At 73.7% G+C, this 18,114-nt stretch carries 15 protein-coding genes; 8 read left to right on the top strand and 7 right to left on the bottom strand.

Going from position 1 to position 18,114, the window contains the following annotated elements:
• Positions 1–42 precede the first annotated feature (42 nt).
• The 6 genes from ACIBK9_RS08290 (at position 43) to ACIBK9_RS08265 (ending at position 7,487) form a co-directional block, all read left to right on the top strand.
• Positions 43–840, top strand: coding sequence for a FadR/GntR family transcriptional regulator (locus tag ACIBK9_RS08290; protein WP_397156270.1), 798 nt, complete (start codon positions 43–45; stop codon positions 838–840).
• A 29-nt stretch (positions 841–869) separates the two neighbouring features.
• Positions 870–1,853, top strand: a complete 984-nt coding sequence (locus tag ACIBK9_RS08285) for an adenylate/guanylate cyclase domain-containing protein (protein ID WP_358286184.1) — start codon at positions 870–872, stop codon at positions 1,851–1,853.
• Positions 1,850–2,608, top strand: a complete 759-nt coding sequence (locus ACIBK9_RS08280) for an aminotransferase class IV (RefSeq protein WP_397156268.1) — start codon at positions 1,850–1,852, stop codon at positions 2,606–2,608. The genes ACIBK9_RS08285 and ACIBK9_RS08280 overlap by 4 nt, the downstream gene beginning before the upstream one ends.
• A 29-nt stretch (positions 2,609–2,637) precedes the next feature.
• The gene (locus tag ACIBK9_RS08275; RefSeq protein ID WP_397156266.1) at positions 2,638–3,609 is read left to right on the top strand and encodes an LLM class flavin-dependent oxidoreductase; all 972 of its coding nucleotides are present in this window, start codon (positions 2,638–2,640) and stop codon (positions 3,607–3,609) included.
• 119 nt (positions 3,610–3,728) lie between these two features.
• Positions 3,729–5,888 carry a choice-of-anchor J domain-containing protein gene (locus ACIBK9_RS08270; RefSeq protein ID WP_397156265.1) on the top strand — a complete coding sequence of 720 codons (2,160 nt, stop codon included), beginning with the start codon at positions 3,729–3,731 and terminating at the stop codon, positions 5,886–5,888.
• Between the two features lie 87 nt (positions 5,889–5,975).
• Positions 5,976–7,487 (top strand): acyl-CoA synthetase, encoded by a 1,512-nt coding sequence (locus ACIBK9_RS08265; RefSeq protein ID WP_358286176.1) that lies wholly within the window; start codon positions 5,976–5,978, stop codon positions 7,485–7,487.
• 13 nt (positions 7,488–7,500) lie between these two features.
• On the opposite strand, the gene ACIBK9_RS08260 is transcribed toward ACIBK9_RS08265, so the two are convergent.
• Positions 7,501–9,114: a benzoate-CoA ligase family protein gene (locus tag ACIBK9_RS08260; RefSeq protein WP_397156263.1), complete on the bottom strand. Its 1,614-nt coding sequence runs from the start codon at positions 9,112–9,114 to the stop codon at positions 7,501–7,503.
• A 66-nt stretch (positions 9,115–9,180) separates the two neighbouring features.
• Positions 9,181–10,140: a LysR substrate-binding domain-containing protein gene (locus tag ACIBK9_RS08255; protein WP_397156261.1), complete on the bottom strand. Its 960-nt coding sequence runs from the start codon at positions 10,138–10,140 to the stop codon at positions 9,181–9,183.
• A gap of 64 nt (positions 10,141–10,204) precedes the next feature.
• Between ACIBK9_RS08255 and ACIBK9_RS08250 the strand changes: the two genes are divergently transcribed.
• Together ACIBK9_RS08250 and ACIBK9_RS08245 are read left to right on the top strand one after the other, a co-directional pair.
• A complete protein-coding gene (locus ACIBK9_RS08250; protein ID WP_397156259.1) occupies positions 10,205–11,401 on the top strand; it encodes an MFS transporter in 1,197 nt (398 codons plus the stop codon).
• A gap of 37 nt (positions 11,402–11,438) precedes the next feature.
• A complete protein-coding gene (locus tag ACIBK9_RS08245) occupies positions 11,439–12,632 on the top strand; it encodes a S8 family peptidase (protein ID WP_397156257.1) in 1,194 nt (397 codons plus the stop codon).
• Between the two features lie 37 nt (positions 12,633–12,669).
• Here the strand turns inward: ACIBK9_RS08245 and ACIBK9_RS08240 are convergent, their stop codons facing one another.
• The 5 genes from ACIBK9_RS08240 to ACIBK9_RS08220 are packed head-to-tail and all read right to left on the bottom strand — an operon-like array spanning position 12,670 to position 18,113.
• Positions 12,670–13,629 carry an aldo/keto reductase gene (locus ACIBK9_RS08240; protein WP_397156255.1) on the bottom strand — a complete coding sequence of 320 codons (960 nt, stop codon included), beginning with the start codon at positions 13,627–13,629 and terminating at the stop codon, positions 12,670–12,672.
• Positions 13,626–14,498, bottom strand: a complete 873-nt coding sequence (locus ACIBK9_RS08235; protein ID WP_397156254.1) for a branched-chain amino acid ABC transporter permease — start codon at positions 14,496–14,498, stop codon at positions 13,626–13,628. Before ACIBK9_RS08235 ends, ACIBK9_RS08240 begins: the two co-directional genes overlap by 4 nt.
• Entirely contained in the window at positions 14,498–15,649 is a 1,152-nt protein-coding gene (locus ACIBK9_RS08230; RefSeq protein WP_397156252.1) for an ABC transporter substrate-binding protein, read from the bottom strand. The genes ACIBK9_RS08235 and ACIBK9_RS08230 overlap by 1 nt, the downstream gene beginning before the upstream one ends.
• Positions 15,646–17,364 (bottom strand): ATP-binding cassette domain-containing protein, encoded by a 1,719-nt coding sequence (locus ACIBK9_RS08225; RefSeq protein ID WP_397156250.1) that lies wholly within the window; start codon positions 17,362–17,364, stop codon positions 15,646–15,648. The genes ACIBK9_RS08230 and ACIBK9_RS08225 overlap by 4 nt, the downstream gene beginning before the upstream one ends.
• On the bottom strand, positions 17,364–18,113 hold the full coding sequence (locus tag ACIBK9_RS08220; protein WP_387669528.1) for an ABC transporter ATP-binding protein: 750 nt from the start codon (positions 18,111–18,113) through the stop codon (positions 17,364–17,366). Before ACIBK9_RS08220 ends, ACIBK9_RS08225 begins: the two co-directional genes overlap by 1 nt.
• Between the last annotated feature and the right edge of the window lies 1 nt (position 18,114).

Raw genomic sequence — 18,114 nt, 5'->3', positions numbered from 1 at the left:
CACATTGCCAGTCCGTGACGGCTCGGGTCAAGGGGGCTTCCGATGGGTGCACGGTTCGAGCCGGTGCGAGCCGTACGCGCTTACGAGCGGGTCGTGGAACAGGTCGAGGAGGCCATCGAGAGCGGGGCCCTCGGGCCGGGGGCGCGGCTGCCGAGCGAGCGCGAGCTGATGGTGCAGTTCTCCGTCGGGCGCTCCACGGTGCGGGAGGCGCTGCGCGTGCTCCAGGCGCGCGGCCTGGTGCGGTCCCGGCCGGGAGATCCCAACGGCGCGGAGGTGCTGCCGTTCTCCCCCGCCGCCTTACACAAGTCGATGACCACGCTGGCGCGGGTGGCCGAGCTGTCGCTCGCCGAGCTGGTGCAGTTCAGGATGGTGCTCGACTCCTCGGCCGTGCTGCTGGCCGCGCGGCTGCGCACCGAGGAGCAGCTCGCCGCGATGGAGGCGGCCATCGCCGACATGCGCGCCGCCATGCGCGCCGCCGTGCCCGCCGCCACGGCGTCCGCCTCCGCCTCCGCGTCCGCGTCCGACCACGACGCCTTCAGCGCCGCCGACGTGGCCTTCCATGACGTCGTCGTGGCGGCCAGCGGCAACACGCTGATCCAGGTCTGCACCGACGTGGTCCGCTCGGTCGTGCTGGGGCTGATCGCCGGGAAGATCGCCGACGCGCCCGACCGCGAGTCGCTGATGCGGCGCAGCATCCGGCACCACGAGGAGGTGCTGGCCGCCGTGCGCGCCGGCGACGGGGCCACGGCCGCGCGCCTGCTGCGCCGGTCCATGTACGACTACTACGCCGTCCACCTGCCCGACGCCGAGCGGCCCGCCCTGCGCGCCCTCCTGGAGTGACGCCCGCCACAGGGTGTTATGTTGCACGCGTGTCACGCGAGGACGGGGACGGGGTGGCGGAGGCGTTCCTGCGCGCGCCGCGCCGCTACACCAGCCACCAGGTGGCCCACATGGCCGGGGTCCCGGTCTACCGGGCGCGCCGGTTGTGGCGGGCGCTGGGGTTCGCCAACGTGGCCGACGACGCGGTCGAGTTCACCGACTCCGACGTCGAGGCGCTGCGCACCATGCTCTCGATGGTCAGCTCCGGCGCCTACGACGAGGAGCACATGCTGCTGATGGCCCGCTCGATCGGGCGGGCGACGGCCCGGCTCGCCGAGTCGCAGGCCGAGCTGGGCGCCGAGGCGCTCGACCAGGCGGGCGTGCCGCTGGCCGAACGCCCGCGGGCCTGGCGGCGGCGGGCCGAGCGGGTGGTGCCCGACCTGGCGCGGCTGCTGGTCTACGCCTGGCAACGGCAGCTCGCCGCCGCCGCCGGCCGGCTGGCCGACCAGGACATGAGCGCCGTGCGCATGGCGGTGGGGTTCGCCGACCTGGTGGCCTTCACCCGGCTCAGCCGGCAGATCACGGCGACCGAGCTGGCCCGGCTGGTCGACAGGTTCGAGGGCCGCTCGGCCGACGTGGTCACGTCCTCGGGCGGGCGGGTGGTCAAGACGCTCGGCGACTCGGTGCTGTTCGTGGCCGACAAGTCGCACGTGGCGGCCGAGATCGCGCTGCGCCTGGTGGAGACCCACCGCGGCCGGGACATGCCCGAGCTGCGGGTGGGCCTGGCCGCCGGGCCGGTGATCTGGCGCATGGGCGACGTGTTCGGCACCACCGTCAACCTGGCCAGCCGGCTCACCGCGCTCTCCCTGCCGGGAACGATCCTGGCCGACCCCGAGATGGCCGAGGAACTGGAGGGCGACCGCGCCTTCCTGCTGCGCGCGGTCGACCGGCTGTCGGTGCGCGGGCTCGGCGAGCTGGCGCCCTTCACGATCATGCGCGCGGGGGCCGGCGGACAGGACATGCTGGACGCATGATCGTACGAGCGGTGGTCGAGGGCAGGCCGGTGGGCGCCGACGCGCGCTTCGCGCTGGAGGCCCGCTACGGGCACTTCACCGCCATGCAGGTCAGAGATCGGCGCACCCGCGGCCTGGCCCTGCACCTGGAGCGGCTGGCGGCGGCCAACCTGGAGCTGTTCGGCGCCCGGCTCGACCCTGAGGCGGTGCTCGGCGCGATCCGGGCCGTGCTCGGCGACGACCTGCGCGACGCGGGCGTGCGGGTCTACGTGGTCGAGCACGACGGCCGCCCGCGCGTCGTGGCCACCGCCGCCCCGCCCACCGAGGTCTCCAGCCGCCCGCAGCGCGTCGCGGCGGTCGTCTACCAGCGTTACCTGCCGCACATCAAGAAGGCGGCCGGCTTCGCCCAGGCGCACCTGCGGCGGACCGTCGCGCCCCTGGGCTTCGACGAGGCGCTGCTGACCACCGCCGACGGCCTGATCAGCGAGGGCGCGATCACGAACGTCGGCTGCTGGTCCGGCGGGCGCCTGGTGTGGCCGGACGCGCCGATGCTGCGCGGCACCGCCATGGGCCTGCTGGAGGGCATCGACGTGCCCCAGGAGCGCCGCCCGCTGCGGGTCGCCGACCTGCCGGGCTTCGACCTGGTGTTCCTGTGCAACTCCCACGGCGTGGTCCCGGTCGGCGAGGTTGACGGCGTCCCGCTGCGGCAGGACGGCCCGACGCTGGCCCGGCTGCTCTCCTGCTACGACGCCGTCCCGTGGGACCCGCTGGATTGATCCCGGGGCGTGCGGCGTTGCACGCAGGCGTGACCCTGTACTCGATTCTCGACCGTTCGCTCCTGCGCCAGGGCTCCGACGCGGCCACCGCGCTGCGGGACACCGTCGCGTTCGCCCGGCAGGCCGAGGAGCTGGGCTACCACCGGTTCTGGGTGGCCGAGCACCACAGCGTGCCCGGCGTGGCGGGGGCGGCGCCGACCGTGCTGGCCGCGGCCGTCGCGGCGGCGACCGGGCGGATCCGGGTGGGCACCGGCGGCGTGATGCTGCCCAACCACCGGCCGCTGGTGGTGGCCGAGCAGTTCGGCGTGCTGGAGTCGCTGCACCCGGGGCGGATCGACATGGGGCTCGGGCGTTCGGTGGGGTTCACGGGCGGCGTCCGGCGGGCGCTCGGCCACGGCAAGGAGGCCGCGGACGGGTTCGGCGACCAGGTCGGCGAGTTGCTGGGGTACTTCACCGGCGGGCAGCGGGCGCATCCGGGCGTGCACGCCGTCCCGGCCGAGGGGCTGCGTCCGCAGGTGTTCGTGCTGGCCATGGGGTCGGGGGCGGATCTGGCGGCGGAGCTCGGGCTGCCCATGGTGATCGGCGCCGGGCCGCGGGCGGTGGAGGCGGCGGCGCGCTACCGGGCGGGGTTCCGGCCCTCGGAGTGGGCGGCGCGGCCGTACGTGATGGCGGCGGTCAGCGTCGCGGTCGGGGCGACCCGCGAGGAGGCGGCGCAGCTCCAGCTGCCGGAGGCGTGGTCCACGGCGCGCTCGCGCACCAGCGGCGCGTTCCCGCCGCTGGTGCCGGCCGAGGAGATCGCCCGGCTGGAGCTGACCGGGCGGGAGCGGGCGCTGCTGGCGGAGGCGCTGAAGGGGCAGATCCACGGCACCGCGCCGGAGGTGGCGGTCGCGCTGGGCTCACTGGTGGCGGACACCGGCGCCGACGAGGTGCTGGTCACGATGAACACCTACGACCTGGAGCGGCGGCTGGAGTCGTACCGGCGACTGGCCGTTCTGGTTTGATCGCCAATTCCACCGCATTTTGTTGGCAAATGCCCCCATTGCGCGCGCCAATTCGGTTCCGGTAATTACCGGATGTCACCCCTGTTCCATCCGGGCAACACCCATACCTAGGGGGTTCAATGGCGCGCACCCGAATCATCGGAATCGCTGCCGCACTTCTCTTACTGCCCACGCTGACCGCGATACCCGCGTCGGCCGAGTCCCCGCAGGCGGCCGCCACGGCCGCGCCGCCGAGCGACGTCAAGGAGCTCACCCGCAAGGACTTCACCCTCGACGGCAAGCCCGTCAAGGTCCCCGCGAAGTACGAGGCCCGCAAGGCCACGGCCAAGGCCGCCGCCGAGACGCCGCCGGTCGGCACCGTACGGCAGTGGCTGGCCACGGACGACTACAACGGCCGCCTGTACCGCAAGGACTACACGCTGCGCGGCGTCGGCGACAAGATCGAGGTCTGGGTCGCCAACGACCTGGCCTTCCCGGCCGGCGACTGCCGGATGCAGGTGCCCGGGACGACGGAGATCACCGACGCCCAGGTCACGAACCTGGTGCAGCAGTTCGACACGAACATGTACCCGAAGGAGACCGCGACCTTCAGCACGCCGCCGGACCGGGACGGCACGAACGCCGTGCTCGGCCCCGACGCCAACGGCAACGGCGGCGTCTACACCGGCGCCGGCGACCGCACGGTGACGCTGATCGACAACGTCCGGGACGACAACTACTACACCTTCCCGGCCGCGACCACGTACATCGCGGGCTTCTTCTCCTCCCAGTACAACGAGCTGCTCGACCGCAACGTGATGACGATCGACGCGTTCGACTGGCTGCACAGGACCGGCGCGAACCCGCCGGACAACCCGACCTCCGACGTGTGCACCTCGCGCTCGGCCCGGCCCTTCCAGTACGAGGGCGTCTTCGCCCACGAGTGGCAGCACCTGCTGCACTACTACACCGACCCGCTTGAGACCACCTGGATGAACGAGGGCCTGTCGGACTTCGCGATCTCGGTGACGGGTTACGGCAACCCCAAGGCGACGGTGTTCGAGAAGGGCTTCGACAACCACATCAACTGCTTCCAGGGCTTCGGCATCGTCCAGACGCCGTACAACCCGAACCCGCGCAACTGCGGCGGCCCGCAGAACTCGCTCAACCTGTGGGGCGACGGCGGCAACCCGGACGCGGTGCTGGCCGACTACGGCAACGCGTACTCGTTCATGTTGTTCCTGTACGACCGGTACGGCGCGGACTTCCTGTCCAAGCTGCACCGTGACGGCTCCCTGCAGGGCCTGGCCAGCGTCAAGGCGGCGCTCGGCAGCACGGACCTGTACCAGGTGCTGCACGACTACCAGACGATGGTGCTGGTGGACAAGGTCGTGGGCAGCCGCGGCGTGGTGCTGGGCGTGCCGAAGAAGCGGGTGACGACCGCGAGCCTGAACTCCACGGTCAACCTCGCCAACCCGGCCGCGTACAACACCCCGGGGGCGGCCCCGAACGGCGCCGACTACGTGCAGATCCGCAAGCCGGGCGGCGCGGCGCCGACCTCGCTGTCCTTCCAGGGCGCCAAGACGCTGCCGCCGATCCCGCTGGCCTGGACCGTCGTCTCCGACGACCCCGACCGCGCGGGCAACCCGGTGCTGTGGTCGGGCAACGCCAGCAACCTCAACGTCGCCGCGGTGACCAAGGTGACGGTCCCGGCCGCCGACCCGACGCTGCGCTTCCTCGCCAAGTACGGCGCGGAGTCCGGCTTCGACTACGGCTACGTGATCGTCTCTGCGGACGGCGGCAAGACCTACACCGCGATCCCCGGTGACAAGACGGTGGCCGGCCCGCTCGGCCCGGCCGTCAACGGCACCACCACGGGGTTCCAGCCGCACACCTACAGCCTGTCCGCCTACGCGGGCAAGGAGATCCTCGTCGGCTTCCAGTACGTCAGCGACGGCGGGGTCAACGAGGGCGGCTGGAAGATCGACGACGTCACGGTGGGCGCGACGGCGGTGAGCGACGGGGCCAGCCTGGAGCCGTTCGACTCCCCGACCGAGATCTCCCCGACGCCGGTCAGCAACTGGAACGTGCGACTGGTCGGCCTGGACGAGCGGCACTCGGTGGTGCTGCAGGCCCAGTTCGACGGCAAGGGCTCGATCAGCCTCAACCGGCTGCAGCTCGCGCCGTTCGCGGTCTTCCCGTCGGTGGTCGCGATCGTGGCCTATGACGAGCCGACCGAGCAGGTCCAGCAGTACGCGCCGTACACGCTGAAGGTCAACGGCGTCACCCAGCCAGGGTGACCCCGAGGAGGCGTCCGCCGGGGGTCGGCGGGCGCCTCCTTCGTCGGGTACGATCGCCGAACATCATTCGGCATGGGGGTGCCCAGCATGACCACGCGCCAGCACACGATCGGCGACCTCCTGCGGCGCTCGGCCGCCAGGTTCCCCGCCAAGACCGCCGTGATCTACGGCAACGTCCGCCAGAGCTACGCCGATCTCGACCTGGAGGTCAACCGCACGGCCAACGCGCTGGCGGCGCGCGGCGTGGCCAAGGGCGACCGGTTCGCCCTGTTCAGCCATAACAACCATGCCTTCGTGGTGGCCTACTTCGCGCTGGCCCGGCTGGGCGCGATCTCCGTGCCGATCAACTTCATGCTCGGGCCGCGCGAGGTGGCCTACATCCTGGAGCACTCCGGCGCGACGGGGATGCTGGCGGAGGAGGCGCTGCTGCCGGTGGCCGAGGCCGCGGCCGGGCCCGCCGTGCGGGTGCGCGGCGTGATCGGCGCGGCCGAGGGCTGGGAGTCCTTCTCCACCTGGCGCGGCGACGACGCCGAGCCGCAGGTGGAGATCGCCGCCGACGACCCGATCCAGCTCATGTACACCAGCGGCACCGAGTCCCGGCCCAAGGGCGCCACGCTGTCCAGCGGGAGCCTGCTGGCCCAGTACGTGAGCTGCGTCGTCGACGGCGAGATGAGCTCCGACGATGTCGAGGTGCACGCGCTGCCCCTCTACCACTGCGCCCAGCTCCACTGCTTCCTGACGCCCGGCATCTACCTGGGCGCCACCAACCTCATCCTGCCGGGCGCCGACCCGGCCTCGATCCTGGCCACCATCGAGGGCGAGCGCGCGACCAAGCTGTTCTGCCCGCCCACGGTGTGGATCGCCCTGCTGCGCCACCCCGACTTCGACCGCCGTGACCTGTCCTCGCTGCGCAAGGGCTACTACGGCGCCTCGATCATGCCGGTCGAGGTGCTGAAGGAGATCTCGGCCCGGCTGCCGGACGTGCGCCTGTTCAACTTCTACGGCCAGACCGAGATGGCGCCGCTGGCCACCATCCTGCGGCCCGAGGAGCAGCTGACCCGGCTGGGCTCGGCCGGGCGGCCCGCGCTCAACGTCGAGACCAGGATCGTCGACGACGAGGACCGGCCGGTGGCGCCGGGCGTGGTCGGCGAGATCGTCCACCGCAGCCCGCACGCCATGCTCGGCTACTGGAACGACCCCGACAAGACCGCCGAGGCGTTCCGCGGCGGCTGGTTCCACAGCGGCGACCTCGGCGTCATGGACGCCGACGGCTACCTGTCGGTGGTCGACCGGAAGAAGGACATGATCAAGTCCGGCGGCGAGAACGTGGCGAGCCGCGAGGTGGAGGAGGTCATCTACCAGCATCCGGCGGTCGCCGAGGCGGCCGTGTTCGGCGTCCCGGACGAGCGGTGGATCGAGGCGGTGACGGCCGCCGTGGTGCTGCGCGAGGGCGCGGGGCTGACCGCCGCCGAGCTGAACGCGTTCCTGCGCGAGCGGCTGGCCTCCTTCAAGACGCCCAAGAACGTGGTGTTCGTGGACGCGCTGCCGAAGAACGCCTCCGGCAAGGTGCTCAAACGCGAACTGCGCGACGCCTTCTGAGAGCCCGCGCCGGTCACTTGCCGAGCAGGTCGGCGGCCAGTTGCCGGAGCACCGCGCGCTGGACCGCGCCCGTCGCCGTCCTCGGCAGCTCGTCCAGGACCAGCACCTCGTGCGGGAGCCGGTCGGCGGCCAGGACCTCGCGGCAGAACGCGATGAGCTCGCCCGCGTCGATCGGGCGGCCCGGCCTGGGCACCACGCAGGCGACCGGCCGGTCCGGCCCGTCGGCGCCGGCGTGGGCGACCACCGCGCACTCGGCGACCGAGGGGTGCTCCAGCAGCCGGGCCTCGGCCTCCAGGGGTGACGTCCAGGCGCCGCCTGTCCTGATCAGGTCGCCGGAGCGGCCCAGGAAGCGGTAGGAGCCGTCGGCGGCGCGGGCGCAGGTGTCGCCGGTGCGCAGCCACTCGCCCTGGAACGCCTGGCGGGTGGCGGCGGTGCGGCACCAGTAGCCGGTGGCGATCGAGTCGCCGCGCACGTACAGGTGACCGGGCTCGCCGTCGGGGACGGGCGCGCCGGAGTCGTCCAGGAGGCGCACCTCGTAGCCGGGCACGACGGCGCCCGAGCCGGCGGGGGGCGCCTGGCCCGGACGGCCGGAGAGGAAGACGTGCAGCGACTCGGCGGAGCCCAGGCCGTCGATGAGGTCCACGCCGAAGCGGCCGGTGAAGCGGCGGTGGAGCTCGGCGGGCAGCGCCTCGCCCGCGGAGACGGCCAGGCGGACCGAGGCGAAGGCGTCCTTGGGGGCCTCGGCGGCCAGCAGCGCGGCGTAGAACGACGGGCCGGCGAAGAACAGGGTGGGGCGCTCGGCCAGCAGGCGTTCGACGACGCCGCCCGGGGTGGGCGCGGCGGGGTCGAGGATCGTGGTCGCGCCCGCGGCCAGCGGGAGGATCAGGGAGTTGCCGAGCCCGTAGGCGGAGAACAGCCGGGCCGCCGAGAGGCACCGGTCCTCGGGGCGCACGCCGAGCACCTGCCGCCCGTACGCCTCGTGGACGTCGCGCAGCGCGCCGTGGCGGTGCATGGCCGCCTTGGGCGCGCCGGTGGTGCCGGCGGTGTAGAGCCACAGCGCGGGCGAGTCGGGCCAGGTGTCGTACGCGCCGGTCGCGCCGCGGCCGGCCTCCAGCACGTCCGACCACAGGCAGACCGGCACGCCGGGCTCGACCGCCGCCGACGGGCCCGCTCCGGTCGCGGTGGCGATGCGCGCGACGTGGCCGGGGGCCTGGCCCGCGTCGGTGAGCACGAGCGCCACGACCTCGGGCGCCGAAAGCAGCGCCTCCTGCACGGCCGGCTCGAACTCGGGCGCGGAGACCACCACCCGCGCTCTGGAGTCGCGGATCAGCGCGCCCAGCTCGGCCCCGTCGTACAGGGCGGGCACCGGGACGGCGACCGCGCCCATCCGCAGCACGGCCAGGATCGTGATCAGCGTCTCGGGCCGGTCGGGCAGGACGAGCAGCACGCGCTCCTCCGGCCGCACGCCCATCACCCGCAGCCCGCCGGCCAGCTCGGCGACGTGCGTGGCGAGCTGGGCGTACGTCATGGCGCCCAGCGGCCCGGCGACGGCGACGCGGTCGCCGTGCCCGGCCTCGACCAGGCGGTCGGTGAGATGGACGCCGGCGTTGAACGACTCGGCAGGCATGGTCGTCCCCATCCGCAGAAGGGCGTGTGCAGCTGAAGTCTCCATACAGAATCGATGAGCCGTCAACTACTTCTGCGAGGACGGGTGTCGGCAGGGCCGCAGCCCCGGGCCGACGTCGGCGGCGCCGGAGCGCACGTGGTCCAGGAAGGCGCGCACGGCGGGCGTGAGCCGGGCCCCGGCGGGCCAGCACGCCCCGATCGTCCGGAACACCGGGGGCGACAGCGGGATCTGCGCGACGCCCTCGGCGGGCGTCAGACGGGGCAGCACGGCCACGCCGAGCCCGGCCGCCACCAGGCCGCGCACGGTCTCCGACTCCTGCCCCTCGAAGGCGATCCTGGGCGTGAACCCGGCCGCCGCGCACAGGTCGTCGGTGATCTGGCGGACGCCGTAGCCGTGTTCGAGCGTCACCAGCTCCTCCCCGGCCAGCTCGGCGGGCCGCACCCGGGCGCGTCCGGCGAACCGGTGGCCGGGCGGCACGGACAGCACCAGCTCCTGGTCGGCGAGCGGGTGCCCGGACAGGCCCGGGTCGCCGTCGGGCAGGGGCGCGACGAACACCAGGTCGATCTCGCCCTCGGCGAGCGCGCGCAGCATGTCCTGGCGCGAGCCCTGCGCCAGGCTGAACCGCACGCCCGGGTGGCGCTCGCGGAAGCCCCGGATCAGCGAGGGGACGAGCGTGCGGCCCAGCAGGTGCAGGAACCCGAGCACGATCCGGCCGCTGCCCGGGTCGATCTCCTCGCGCACCTCGCGGGCGGCCGACTCCATGGTGGCCAGCGCCTTGCCGGAGGCGGCGGCCAGGACGCGCCCGGCCCTGGTCAGGCGGATGCCCCGCCCGCAGGGGACGACGAGGGGCGCGCCGACCAGGTCGGCCAGCGCGGCCAGGCGGCGGCTGGCGGTGGGCTGCGGCATGCCGAGCAGCTCGGCCGCCCGCGTGACGTGCCCGGTCTCCCCCACCGCGGCCAGCAGGGCGAGCGTGGGAGCCAGCCCGGCGGCCAGCCGCTCGTCCACGAGCTGGTATTCATCCACCACAGCATGAATTATGGCCTATTTCCGCATTGGACGTATTTATTAGCCTTGCTTAGCGTTTCCAGGCATGGCGGTCATCGAAGCTCAACGAGTCGGCACCCGGCGGGCCGGTCCGGCCGTGGCGGCGGCCGGCGTATCCTCCTTCGCCCTGCTGTACGCGCCTCAGCCCGTCCTGCCGCAGCTGGCCGCCGACTTCCGGCTCGACCCCGGCGGCGCGTCGCTGGCCGTCGGCGTGGCCACGGCGGCGCTGGCGGTGGCGGTGCTGCCGCTGGCCGCGCTGGCGGAGGTCGTCGGGCGGCGGCGGATGATCGTGTGGTCCGTGCTGGCCTCGGCGCTGATCGGGCTGGCGCTGCCGCTGGCGCCGACGTTCCCCGTGCTGGTGGCGATGCGGGCGGCGCAGGGGGTGGCGGTCGCCGGGTTCGCCGGGGTCGGGGCGGCGTACCTGGCCGATCTGGTGGGGGCGACGCGGCTGGCCGGGGCGGTCGGCGTGATGATCGCCGGGAACTCGGTGGGCGGGATGCTGGGCCGGCTGGGCGCCGGGTTCGCCGCCGGGCCGTGGGGGTGGCGGGGCGCGCTGCTGGTGGTGGCCGGCGGGTCGCTGCTCTGCTCGGCGTACGCGGCCCGCACGCTGCCCGCCCCGCCGCCCGTCGTCCGTGCCCCGCGCACCGGGGGCGGCGGCCGGATCGGGACGGCGCTGCTGGCGCCGTACACGGTGGGGGCGCTGGGCGTCGGCGCGTTCGTCGCCCTCTACAACGCCGCCTCCTTCCGCCTGTCCGCGCCGCCGCTGTCGCTCTCCCCCGCCGTGGCCTCCCTGGTCTTCCTCTCCTACGCCCTCGGCACCGCCTCCTCGGCCGCCGCCGGCCGGCTGGCGGACCGCCTGGGACGCCGGGCGGCCCTGGTCGCCGCCCTGGCCGTGACGGCCGCCGGCTCGGCGCTGACCGCGCTCGGCCCCCTGGCCGCGGTCGTGACCGGGTTCGCCGTGCTGACCGCCGGGTTCTTCGCCGCGCACGCCGTGGCCAACGCGTGGGTCGCCGCGCAGGCCCCGCCGGCCGCCCGCGGTCGCGCCGCCGGGATCTACACCCTGTGCTACTACCTGGGCAGCGGCGCCGGCGGCACGGCGGGCAGCGCCGTCTACGGCCACGCCGGATGGACCTGGCTGATCGTCCTGACCTCGGCCTGGCTGCTGCTGGCGATCGTGGCCGTGCTCGTCGCGGGCCGGCGGCCGCGGGCTGTTGCCAGGCGACCCCGGCAGGAGTACGCCTGACATCACAGGGGTGGGCTACTTCCAGGAGGGGAAGACGATGGCCGACCAGTTCATCGTGTTGCGCGATCTGAGCAGGACCCGCATGGCCGCGCCGTTCGAGCGGGCCGCCGCCGTGGCCGAGACGCCGAGCGAGCCGCACGTCGAGGTCACCGGGCTCGGCAAGCGCGAGGTGGCCGACCTCGCGCGGGACCCGTCGGTGGCCGCGGTCGCCCGGCCGATGCCGACCACCGTGCCGGGCGCGCCCGAGGACGCCGAGGCGCCGCCGCCGGCGGCGGAGGCGGGCGCGCAGGTCACGTGGGGGGTGCGGGCGCTGGGCGCCGACGCCTCCACCCGTACGGGGGCGGGGACGGTGGTCGCCGTCCTCGACACCGGCATCGACGCCACGCATCCGGCCTTCACCGGTATGACGCTGGTGGAGGAGGACTTCACCGGGTCGGGCCGCGGCGACAAGGTCGGCCACGGCACCCACTGCGCCGGCACGGTCTTCGGCCGCCCGGTCGACGGCATGCGCATCGGCGTCGCCCCCGGCGTCGAACGGGCGCTGATCGGCAAGGTGCTCGGCGACGACGGCAAGGGCTCGACCGCCGCGACGGTCAAGGGCCTGCTCTGGGCGCTCGGGAACGACGCCGACGTCATCACCATGTCGCTCGGCATCGACTTCCCGGCCGCCATGCGGCAGCTGGAGGAGCGCGGGCTGCCGCAGTTCCTGGCCACGTCGATCGCGCTGGAGTCGTACCGGGCCACGTTGCGGCTCTACGACTCGCTGATGCGGATGATCGCGGCCAGGGCGGCGTTCGGCGCCGGCACGATCGTCGTCGCGGCCACGGGCAACGCCAGCCACCGGGAGCTGCGGCCGGACTTCGAGGTCGGGCCGGAGCTGCCGTCGGCCGCCGAGGGCATGATGGCCGTGGGGGCGGTGCAGCGGCTGCCGTCCGGGCGGCTGGCGGTCGCGCGGTTCTCCAACACCTTCCCGCAGGTGTGCGCGCCTGGCGTGGACGTGGTCTCGGCCCGTACCGGAGGCGGGCTGACCAGCAAGAGCGGCACCAGCATGGCCGCGCCGCACGTGGCCGGGGCGGCGGCGCTGTGGTGGCAGGAGCTGCGGGCGGGCAGCGACGGCGCGCGGGCCGCGGCGGTCACCGGCCGGTTGCTGCTGACCGCCGCGACGGACGTGTTCGTCCCGGACGCCGACACCGCGGACCTGGGCGCGGGGCTGGTCCAGTCGCCCCGCTGAACCGGCACGGTCTTCCGGCCGGACGGCCGGAAGACCGTCAGGGGCCTTCGGGGTCCACCGCGTCGGCGTCGGCCCAGAACGGCGCGGCCAGCTCGCGCAGCCGCGCCGCGCCGACCCGGTCGAGCAGGGCGAGCGCGCCCGCGTTGTCGGCGAGCTGGGCCGTGCTCGTGACGCCGAACAGCACGCTGGCCACCGCCGGATGGGTGAGGCAGAACGCCACGCACACCTGCGCGGGCGTCGCCTCCAGCGCGGCCGCCACCTCGGCCAGCCCGGCGGCGGCCGTCGCGGCCCGCGCGCGCACGCCGCCGGGGTCGGGGAAGACCGGCCGGGCGGGCCTGTCCTTGCCGGCCAGCAGCCCGCCTTCGAGCACGTCGCTGGCCTGCAGCGAGACGCCGGCGTCGAACACCTCGGAGAACGGCACCCCTTCCGGGATCGAGCGGCGGCACGGGTTGTACTTGAGCTGGGCCAGTTGCGGCCCCGGCGAGCCGAGGTCGCGGGCGTGGTTGCGGATGGTCAGGATGGAGGTGGCCGACCAGTTGTTGACGCCCCAGCAGCCCAGCAGCCCCTCGGCCTCCAGCGCGGCCAGCTCGCGGGCCAGGCGGCGCAGGTCGAGGTCGTCCCGGTGGACGTCGCCGACCACGGCCAGGTCGGCGTGGTCGGTGCCGGCCCGCAGCAGCGCGCGTTCGAGCTGGTCGCGCAGCGGACGCCCGGGGTGGTCGTCGAGCCAGAGCTTGACCGAGAGCAGGTAGTCCTCGCGGGCCAGGCCGGCGGCCCTGACCATGGCCGAGAAGAGCACGTCGGTGAAGACCGGCCGCTGCCCGGGCAGGCCGTAGACGCCCACGTCGAACAGGTTGACGCCGATCTCCACGGCGTGCCGCAGCAGCTCGACGGCCGCGCCGAAGTCCATCCGGTCGTAGGTGTGCCAGGACCCCAGCGACAGCACCGACGCCTCGGGGCCGTGCGCGCCGATCTGACGCTGGGGGACCTTGACCGTCATACGTTCGCCTCCGAGTCCCAGACCTGGTGGCGGCTGCGCCACCACAACAACGCCACCATCACCAGGAACGGCAGCACCCCGCGGTACTGCTGGACCGCCTCCAGCGACGCCGTCACCCCTTCCAGGCAGCCCAGCAGCAGCCCGCCGGCCAGCGTCAGCCACAGGCTGCTGAACGCCCCCACCATGGCCACCGCCAGCGCGGTCGTGACCAGGTTGCCCAGCGTGGAGAAGTCGCCGCCGAGCCGCGGCGCGACCAGGACGATGACCAGCGTGCTGACCGCGCCGATCGCCACCCAGACGACCAGCGCGAGCCGGGGCGCGGGGATGCCGACGACCTGCGCGGTGGCCGGTCGTTCCGACAGCGCCTGGAGCCGCAGCCCCACCCGGGTGCGCCCGAGCAGCAGCCCCACGCCGACCGTGATGAGCACCGCGAACGACAGCGACACCAGCACCGCCTGCGGCACGACCACCTCGCCCACGGTGAAGGCGGGCGCGTCGAAAGGCTGCGGGAAGCGCCGCGCGCCGCTGGTGTTGTTGCCGAACAGGCGCAGCCCGACCGACATCAGCGCGACGAACACCGCCACGGTGACGGCCGCCTTGGTGCGCAGGTCGTGCTCGCCGAACCAGCGCACCAGGCCGAGGCCGAGCAGCGCCGAGACCAGCCCGCCGGCCAGCGCCCCGAGCGGGAGCGCGAGCCAGACGTTCAGGCCGGCGTCGGTGAGGGTGACCATGACGAAGGCGCCCATCGCGCCCACGGCCGCCATCGCGAAGTTCACCACCGCGACGAGCCGGTAGGTCAGGACCACGCAGAGCCCGAGCAGCGCGTACACGCCGCCGCTGGTCAGGCCCGCGACCACGGAGTCGAGCATCAGCCGTTCCGCTTCGGGACGATGAAGCCCTCGGGCAGCACCGTCCACTTGCCGTTCTCGGCCTTGACGAAGCGGCTGCCCTCGATGGGGTTGTGCGTCTGGCCGGGGCCGAACACCCAGGGCGTGCCCACCATGGGGTAGGTGATGGGCTGCATCGACTTGAACGCCTTGGTCACCGACTCCCGGGTGACGTCCCCCTTGATCGTCTTGAGGACCTGGACGAACACGTCGGCCGCCATCACCCCGCCCTGGCTGAACGCGGTCTTCTGGATCTTGTTGTCGTTGACGATCTTCGCCCACCGCTCGTTGCCCGGCAGCGTCTCGTCGGTGTACGGCTGCCACTCGGTGCCCGCCTGGGCCTTCATGCCGGCCGGGATGAGGGCGGCGTTGGCGTCGGTGTAGGCGTTGGCCATGAGGATGAAGTCGACGTCCTGCATGCCCTGGGTCTTGGCCTGGGCGAACCAGGGCCCGACCTGGGCGTTGTAGACGACCGCCTGGCAGCCGCCGCTCTTGAGCTTGACCAGGTACGGCGTCGGGTCGCCCTGCCCGACCGAGGTGTCCTTGACCGCCAGCGTCTTGCCGGTGATGTCGCTCCACTCCTTGATGGCCGCGTCGATGCCGCCGCCGCTGCCCGGCAGCACGGTGAAGGCCAGGCACACCTTGTCGCGCTTGAGCGTCTCGGAGGCGTAGTAGAGCATCGCGGTCAGCAGCTTGAACGGGCCGGGATTGACCGGGGCGATGTTCGGGCTGGTGAAGCAGGCCGGGTCCACGCCCACCGCCGGGATCGAGACGATCTGCGCCTTGCTGTAGGTGGCCCGGTTGAGCCCGCAGTCCACGGCGCTGGAGGAGCCGACGAACGCGACGACCTCCTCGGAGTCGATCAGCTCGCGCGCCGCCTCCGTGGAGCGCTGCGGGTTCATCGCGTCGTCCTTGCTGATCAGCTCGATCTTGCGGCCGTTGATCCCGCCGGCCTTGTTGACCTCCTCGAAGACGGCCTTGACCGCCTGCGGCACCTCGGGGGTCTGGAACAGGCCGGTGACGCCGTTGACGGCGCCGACCTTGATGGGCCCGTCGGTGCCCGAGCCGCCGGAGCAGGCCGTCAGAGCGGTCAGCAGGCCGAGGACGGGCAGGGCCACGAGTACGCGTTTCACGATGTCTCCTCCAAGACGGTGCCGAGGTAGGCGGCCCTGACGGCCGGTGCGTCCAAGACGTCGAGCGTCGGCCCCGAGGCGATCACGTGCCCGAAGTCCAGCACCGTGACCTGGCCGCAGGCGGCTCGTACGAGATCCATGTCGTGCTCCACCAGCAGGATCGACACGCCGAAGCGGGCCGGGACCTGGGCCAGGCGGTGGCCGAGCCGCAGCGACTCGGCGGCGGACTGGCCGGCGGCCGGCTCGTCGAGCAGCGCGACCTTCGGCCTGGCGGCGATCGCGGCGGCGACGTCGAGCAGCCTTCTGGTGCCCGCGTCAAGGATCGAGACCGGCACCTCGCCGGGCGGGCAGCCGAAGAAGCGCAGCACCTCCGCCGCCTCCTGCCTGGGCAGGCGCCGCCCGGCGACGATCGCCAGGTACTCCTCCTGCGTCAGCTCCGGAGCGATGGCGGTGGTCTGGAACGTGCGGCGCAGCCCGCGCCGGGCCCTCACGCTCGGGCTGAGCCGGTCGAGTGGCTGTCCGGCGAGCACGACCGAGCCCTCGTAGCGGGCGGCGAACCCGGTGACCGCGGAGATCAGTGTGGACTTGCCGGCGCCGTTCGGGCCGATCAGGCCGGAGACGCCGAGGGCGGGCACGGTCAGGTCCACGCCGTCCAGGGCGACGACCTGGCCGAACCGCACGCTCAGCCCGCGGATCTCCAGCACGTTCCCCTCGCCCGCCGCCGGCGGGACCGGGGCGGGCTCCTCGGCGGGCGCGCCGGACGCGGCCTCCAGCAGCGGGCGGGCGGCCCGCTCGCGCCTGCGGGCGCGGGTGAAGTCGGTCTGGCTGACCCCGCTGCGCAGGGCGAAGATCGCCATGACGCCGAACAGGATGCCGCCGAGGTCCTGCGGCAGGCGCAGCTTCTCCAGGACCGTGGCCATGACCGCGCCGAAGATGCCGCCCAGGACGGCGCCCTCGGTGTTGTGCGGCCCGATGAGCACGGCGACCGCGAACAGCGCCAGCGACTGCATCATCGCGAAATTTCCGGATACGACGAGGCCGAGCTGCCCCGCCATCAGCCCGCCCCCGATGCCGGCGATGAACGCGCTGATGGCGAAGGCCGTGAGCTTGCTGCGGGCCACGGAGATGCCGTGCGCCGCCGCCGCCCGCTCGGAGTGCCGCAGCTCCAGCCACGACCGCCCGATCCTGGTCCGGTTGACCAGCGCCAGGCCGATCGCGATCAGCACGAACACGGCCATGGCCAGCACGAAGTACGCCGCGTCGGAGGAGAACGGCTCCGGCCGGACGAGCGTCTTCAGCTCGGTCGTGCCGGGGAACTGGTTGGCGTTCAGCATGATGTCGGTGGAGACGGCGAAGCCGAGCGTGACGACGGCGAGGTTGACGCCCCGGATGCGCAGCGCGGGCAGCCCGATCGCGACGCCCACCGGCACGGCCGCCAGGCCGCCGAGCACCAGCCACAGCAGGAAGCCGCCGGGCGCGTCGGCCAGGTTCAGCCGCAGCACCACCCAGGCCCCGATCGCCGCGAACGACATCTGGCACAGCGACATGACCCCGGCCCGCCCGACGATCACGCCGTAGCTCTGCATGAGCACGCCGCTGACCACGGCCGCGACCGCGAGGTAGATCCAGTACGGCGGCAGCGCCCAGGGCAGCACCGCGCACGCCGCGACGGCCAGCCCCAGGCCGGGACCCCAGGTTCTCAGCAGCGCGTTCATCAGCTCCCGCCTTCCGTGCCGGCCGCCCGGGCGAGGCCGTCGTCGGTGACCGCGCCGAAGTAGAACTCGTGCAGCCGGTCCTGCGCCCCGCGCAGCTCCTCGCACGGGCCCTCGAAGACCACCCGGCCCTTGCGCAGCACGTACGCGCGGGCGCCGATCTCCAGCGCCAGGTTGGCGAACTGCTCGACGAGCAGCACCCCGATGCCCCGCTCGGCCAGCTCGCGCACCGAGCCCATCAGGCGGCGGACCACGACCGGCGCGAGCCCGAGCGACATCTCGTCGATGAGGACGACCTTGGGCCCGGCGATCAGCGCCCGGCCGATGACGAGCATCTGCTGCTCGCCGCCGGACAGGTTGGCGGCCGGCAGGGAGCGTCTGCGGTCCAGCTCGGGGAAGATGTCGTAGACCATGGCCGGGTCGCCGTCGCCGGAGACCAGCAGGTTCTGCTCCAGCGTGAGGGTGCGGAACACGGTGCGGGCCTGCTCGGCGTACCCGAGTCCGGCCTGGGCGCGGCGGTAGGTGGGCAGGCCGGTCAGCGGCGTGCCGGCGAGGGTGACCGTGCCGGCGGCGGCGGGGGCCAGGCCCGCGATGCCGTCGAGCAGGGTGGTCTTGCCCGCGCCGTTCGCGCCGAGCAGCACGGTGACCGTGCCGGGCGCGACGCCGAGGCTGACCTCATGGACGATGGGCACCTCTCCCCTGGAGACGCTGAGGCCCCGTACGTCGAGGACGTCGTCCGCGGGAGCGCCCATC

Origin of the sequence: Nonomuraea sp. NPDC050227, assembly GCF_044459705.1 — a bacterium.
Classification (GTDB): Bacteria; Actinomycetota; Actinomycetes; order Streptosporangiales; family Streptosporangiaceae; genus Nonomuraea.
This window is presented reverse-complemented; position numbering and strand designations above follow the sequence as displayed.

What these genes read in the sequence shown, in the direction of transcription:
- ACIBK9_RS08290 (WP_397156270.1), top strand. Translation starts at nt 43, where the DNA reads ATGGGTGCACGGTTCGAGCCGGTGCGAGCCGTACGCGCTTACGAGCGG.
- ACIBK9_RS08270 (WP_397156265.1), top strand. Translation starts at nt 3,729, where the DNA reads ATGGCGCGCACCCGAATCATCGGAATCGCTGCCGCACTTCTCTTACTG.
- ACIBK9_RS08235 (WP_397156254.1), bottom strand. Translation starts at nt 14,498, where the DNA reads ATGCTCGACTCCGTGGTCGCGGGCCTGACCAGCGGCGGCGTGTACGCG.
- ACIBK9_RS08280 (WP_397156268.1), top strand. Translation starts at nt 1,850, where the DNA reads ATGATCGTACGAGCGGTGGTCGAGGGCAGGCCGGTGGGCGCCGACGCG.
- ACIBK9_RS08225 (WP_397156250.1), bottom strand. Translation starts at nt 17,364, where the DNA reads ATGAACGCGCTGCTGAGAACCTGGGGTCCCGGCCTGGGGCTGGCCGTC.
- ACIBK9_RS08250 (WP_397156259.1), top strand. Translation starts at nt 10,205, where the DNA reads ATGGCGGTCATCGAAGCTCAACGAGTCGGCACCCGGCGGGCCGGTCCG.
- ACIBK9_RS08220 (WP_387669528.1), bottom strand. Translation starts at nt 18,113, where the DNA reads ATGGGCGCTCCCGCGGACGACGTCCTCGACGTACGGGGCCTCAGCGTC.
- ACIBK9_RS08245 (WP_397156257.1), top strand. Translation starts at nt 11,439, where the DNA reads ATGGCCGACCAGTTCATCGTGTTGCGCGATCTGAGCAGGACCCGCATG.
- ACIBK9_RS08260 (WP_397156263.1), bottom strand. Translation starts at nt 9,114, where the DNA reads ATGCCTGCCGAGTCGTTCAACGCCGGCGTCCATCTCACCGACCGCCTG.
- ACIBK9_RS08240 (WP_397156255.1), bottom strand. Translation starts at nt 13,629, where the DNA reads ATGACGGTCAAGGTCCCCCAGCGTCAGATCGGCGCGCACGGCCCCGAG.
- ACIBK9_RS08265 (WP_358286176.1), top strand. Translation starts at nt 5,976, where the DNA reads ATGACCACGCGCCAGCACACGATCGGCGACCTCCTGCGGCGCTCGGCC.